The organism is Mongoliibacter sp. (assembly GCF_007692705.1).
Lineage (GTDB): Bacteria > Bacteroidota > Bacteroidia > Cytophagales > Cyclobacteriaceae > Mongoliibacter.
Genome location: NZ_REBN01000032.1, coordinates 1 through 3,872, shown reverse-complemented (window position 1 = coordinate 3,872; position 3,872 = coordinate 1). Strand labels below are relative to the sequence as shown.

General features: G+C 36.4%; 5 protein-coding genes. 1 reads left to right on the top strand and 4 read right to left on the bottom strand.

Features of this window, described 5'->3' with window-relative positions:
* The 4 genes from EA341_RS00480 to EA341_RS00465 form a co-directional block, all read right to left on the bottom strand.
* The coding region (locus EA341_RS00480) for a DUF4142 domain-containing protein (protein ID WP_293010718.1) at positions 1-529 on the bottom strand (529 nt) is incomplete at its 3' end.
* Positions 530-623: 94 nt separating this feature from the next.
* On the bottom strand, positions 624-1,184 hold the full coding sequence (locus EA341_RS00475) for a hypothetical protein (protein WP_293010717.1): 561 nt from the start codon (positions 1,182-1,184) through the stop codon (positions 624-626).
* Between the two features lie 604 nt (positions 1,185-1,788).
* Positions 1,789-2,598: a hypothetical protein gene (locus EA341_RS00470; protein WP_293010716.1), complete on the bottom strand. Its 810-nt coding sequence runs from the start codon at positions 2,596-2,598 to the stop codon at positions 1,789-1,791.
* A 28-nt stretch (positions 2,599-2,626) separates the two neighbouring features.
* Entirely contained in the window at positions 2,627-3,133 is a 507-nt protein-coding gene (locus tag EA341_RS00465) for a lactoylglutathione lyase family protein (RefSeq protein WP_293010715.1), read from the bottom strand.
* 418 nt (positions 3,134-3,551) lie between these two features.
* Between EA341_RS00465 and EA341_RS00460 the strand changes: the two genes are divergently transcribed.
* Positions 3,552-3,872, top strand: a 321-nt coding sequence (locus tag EA341_RS00460) for a biotin/lipoyl-binding protein (protein ID WP_293010714.1), incomplete at its 3' end; no start/stop codon positions are given.

Sequence of the window (3,872 nt, the reverse complement as noted above, 5' to 3'; positions counted from 1 at the left end):
TTTTGATGTCTGCATCTTCACTTTTTTCAGAGGCTTTTTTGAAAATGTCAACTGCATCTTCATGCTTATCGATCATCAAGTCCGCATATGCCTTGTCAAAGTCCTTTCCAGTTTTTTTGTTTAAGTCCTCATAAGAATCAGTTCCTTGTTCTGTAAGCCTTGTGGGAATTGTTATTCTTTTAGATTTGGCAAGAACAGTTAACTCATCTAATGATTTTTGATGATGTTGTTCCATGGATTTTCCTAATTCTTTGACTTGTTGGGTAGTGCCCTTTTCTTGAGCCAACTTGCCCAATCTTATTTCTTCCAGATTGATCTCAGCCGCATCAATCAAAAACTGTTCGTCGTCATTTAATCTGGCAACAACAACTCTGCTTTTGCTGCTGTCTTGTTTTGTTATGTTACGTTCCTCAGCTACTGTTTTAGAATCCGTTGTCTTGTTTTCAGTACATGAAATTGTCAAGACTGATGCTAAAGCAACAAATGTCCCTTTGAGAAGCATTGATTTAATATTTGATAAGTTTTTCATAATCTAATTTTTGTTTTGTTAAAGATTTTTTTAAAAAATAAATAATGTCTTTATTCTGATGGACTTCGATTCATAGGAATGAAGGTCTTTTTTGTTAATAATGTACTTCTTCACCTTTTTGGTTTCTCCAATTACTTTCAAGGAATTCGGCGTCCTCCTTAGTTTTGGGCTTTACAGAAATGACAACATTTCCTTCTTTGATTCCTGTTTCATAAAGTTTGGCTTTTGCTTCAGGTACTCCAGAGCCAACTAAAGCGCCTATCGCTCCACCTGCGACCCCACCTGCTCCGGCTCCTGCTAATCCCGCTACAATTGGTCCTGCAACAAGAATTCCCAAACCGGGAATAGCGACGCTTGTTCCTATCGCTGCAACTACTCCTATAATTGCTCCTACAGTCCCGCCAATAGCAGAGCCTTTGCCGGCATGTTCAGCAGCTTTTGTTCCTACTTCTGTTTTTAAGGCTTCTTTACCGTAATATTCCTCTTTGGTTTCTTTGGACATCAATAGGTTGATTTCCTTCTGAGTATATCCTCTTTCATGCAATGTATTGTAAGCATTTTCGGTGCTTTCTCGGTCACTAAACATGCCACTCAGGATTCTTTCATCAGAGGATTGTGTCCTTATTCTTTCATTTTCACTTTTTGGATTTTCCATCTTTATTTTTTGATCTAGATTTGATATCTAATTGATGTTTGAATTTTTTATCAATTGACATTACTGTTGGTTGAAATCGCTTTCATGGAGTAAGTTGGTTTAACCCACTTAATTGTTTTGATGAAAATTATTCACATCAAAGGTTATATTTTTAAAATCATAAAAATTACATTCAAAAAACAAAAAATTGTATATAACACATAATCAAAGAGTCTTAAACCTTATTTTTATAGAATAGGTCAATAGTATTTGTGGAATGATTTTAATTCAAGACTTCCATGAATAGGTAGGCTATTTATACCGCTATGTATAGAAAAAAATAAAATAGAGGGTTATTAAAGGCTGTTCTATTTTTAAACTTCCCAATGTTTTGTTTCTCAAATAGATAGTGGGAGGGTATGTATGATAATAACTGGATATGATTATCCGCAATTTTGCCAGATGACATATTTCCTTTGATTAAAGCATGGCTTAACCCTACCCGACGAAAGGCGGGGTTGATTGATGTCGGAAGTTTGCTTGAATCCTGATTTCAATCACCTTTTGGATCTTGATTAGAGAATGCTGGAAAGAAAGCGGATATACATATAAGTGGAAATTCAAGTTATAAGGCGGTAAATTGGCCGTTTAATCTCTTGGCCAAAGTATGCTTCGGGTCTAACTCAAGGGTCTTGTTTATGGCTTTTTCAGCCCTTTTGTTATCACCGAGTAAATTGCTGATTTTGGCTTCTGTAAAAAATACTGATGGAGGAAAATTTTGGCCATGGAATGATGCCTTGAATTTATTAAAACTCTTCCAAGCAAGTTTTTCTTGGCCAGTTTCAGCTTCTAAAATCCCCTTGTACGAAAGTATAAAAGGAAGTCCTTGATAGATTTTATTGGATTTGTTGATCCTATCCAAAGCAGGCTGTGCACCGTAGATACCATGTATGGTTTCAATGTATTCGGCAAACACATATACCTCATCTGGATACTCCATTAGAAAATCAGAAAAAATCACCAGTGAATTTTGGTAGAAGTCACTGATCTTTTCTTTTGGGATGGTTTGGTTTTTATCCTTAAGGTCAATGATCTCCATACTCATCAAATACGGTGAAAGTATCTTTTTTTCCTGAGGTCCTAATAAGTGCTGCATTTCTTTTAGCAATGTAAAAATTGAATCTCTTTCTTTTGGCTCATTGCTGATTCGGCCTACCTGCACCCATGCCAATAAGAATTCTGAATCTGCCTTAACAGCTTTCCGGAATGAAGCCTCTGCTTTGGTCCATTCCCCCAAGTCCATGATATATTCCCAACCTTTCTGATAGTGCTCGAGTGCAATTTTACTTTCTGTTCCATAGTTAAAAACCTGACTTTTCCCTACAGAGGAAAGCAATAGGAAACAATTCAATAGCAAAACGAAAGTGAGCTTCATGGCTTATGATTTTAAACAGCAGCTATATTTATTTCGTGTAAGCGCCTGAGGAATAGGTCAGTTCATAGCTATGGCTATACACCTCAAACACTACTCCAAAGGGATCTTCCACATAGCACATGCGGTAGGGCTTTTCCTCAGGGTAATATTTTCTGATGGGCATACGCTGCTTGCCACCATGCGCCACTATCTTCTCCACCAAACCTTCAATATCCGGATCCTGAACACAAAAGTGAAATAAACCCCTGCGAAACGGATTGAATTCCGGCTTTTTAAATTCTGTACTTGGAAAAGAAAAAAGCTCTATGCCAATCCCATCTGAAGTGGACAAGTGAGCTATTTCAAAATATTCCCAACCTTTTCCAAAAACGTCCAGGCACATTTGGCCGATTGCAGTTTCGGTTTCTTCATTGACTTTACTGGGTTCCATGATGATATACCAACCCATGACTTCGGTGTAGAATTGCACTGCTTTTTGAATGTCAGGAACTGTGATGCCGATATGGGAAAAGGATTTGGGATAAGTATTATGCATAACTTTGAAAATTAATGAATGTCTACAAACTTCTGAAATTATGCTCGGAATTGGAAAATGAAATCGGAGGAGTGGTTTACAGGGATCAATTTTGGCATGGGTTATTTTTGGGTATTTATTCTGAATTATCTTTGGGGAATTTTGGTAAAATCGAATAACTTTTCCAGTAAAATAACTGCTTGTTTTTTAAGGTTTTATATTTGATTTGAGAGCAGTCATGGGCTACCCTTTCTACCATAATTATATGCTGTTTCTGCCTATTTTTAGATCGGTTTCAGAATTGTTTTATCCATATTAAAACAAATAGTGATTAATTTATTCGTTTAAATAACCGTTTATTTTTCAGCTGAAATCGTAAAATATTTTTTTCAGTTTTTATATTTAATTCAATTTTAAATTGAATTATAACCATATTCTTATGAGAAACAATATTTTTCCAGCAACTATCATAAATGATTCGGTGGAAGTGTATGATGCAAAAATAGGTGTCAGGTCTCAAGTCATTTATTTGATTTTACTAGGGATTTTGATTTTTACTGCAGCTGCTTTTCCCCTAATTTATGTGGATGTTGCTGTACAGTCCAGAGGGACTTTTCAATCTGCCTTGCAGCGCAATGCTCTGATGAGTTCAGTGGGAGGCAGGCTGGAAAAGTTTAACCTAATTGAAAATCAAAAAGTCAAGAAAGGAGATGTTTTGGCAGTTGTCAGAGCAGAGGTTGTTCAGTTGGAGATGAAGGGG

Coding starts and splice junctions, on each gene's coding strand:
- EA341_RS00475 (WP_293010717.1), bottom strand. CDS start 1,184: ATGGAAAATCCAAAAAGTGAAAATGAAAGAATAAGGACACAATCCTCT.
- EA341_RS00470 (WP_293010716.1), bottom strand. CDS start 2,598: ATGAAGCTCACTTTCGTTTTGCTATTGAATTGTTTCCTATTGCTTTCC.
- EA341_RS00465 (WP_293010715.1), bottom strand. CDS start 3,133: ATGCATAATACTTATCCCAAATCCTTTTCCCATATCGGCATCACAGTT.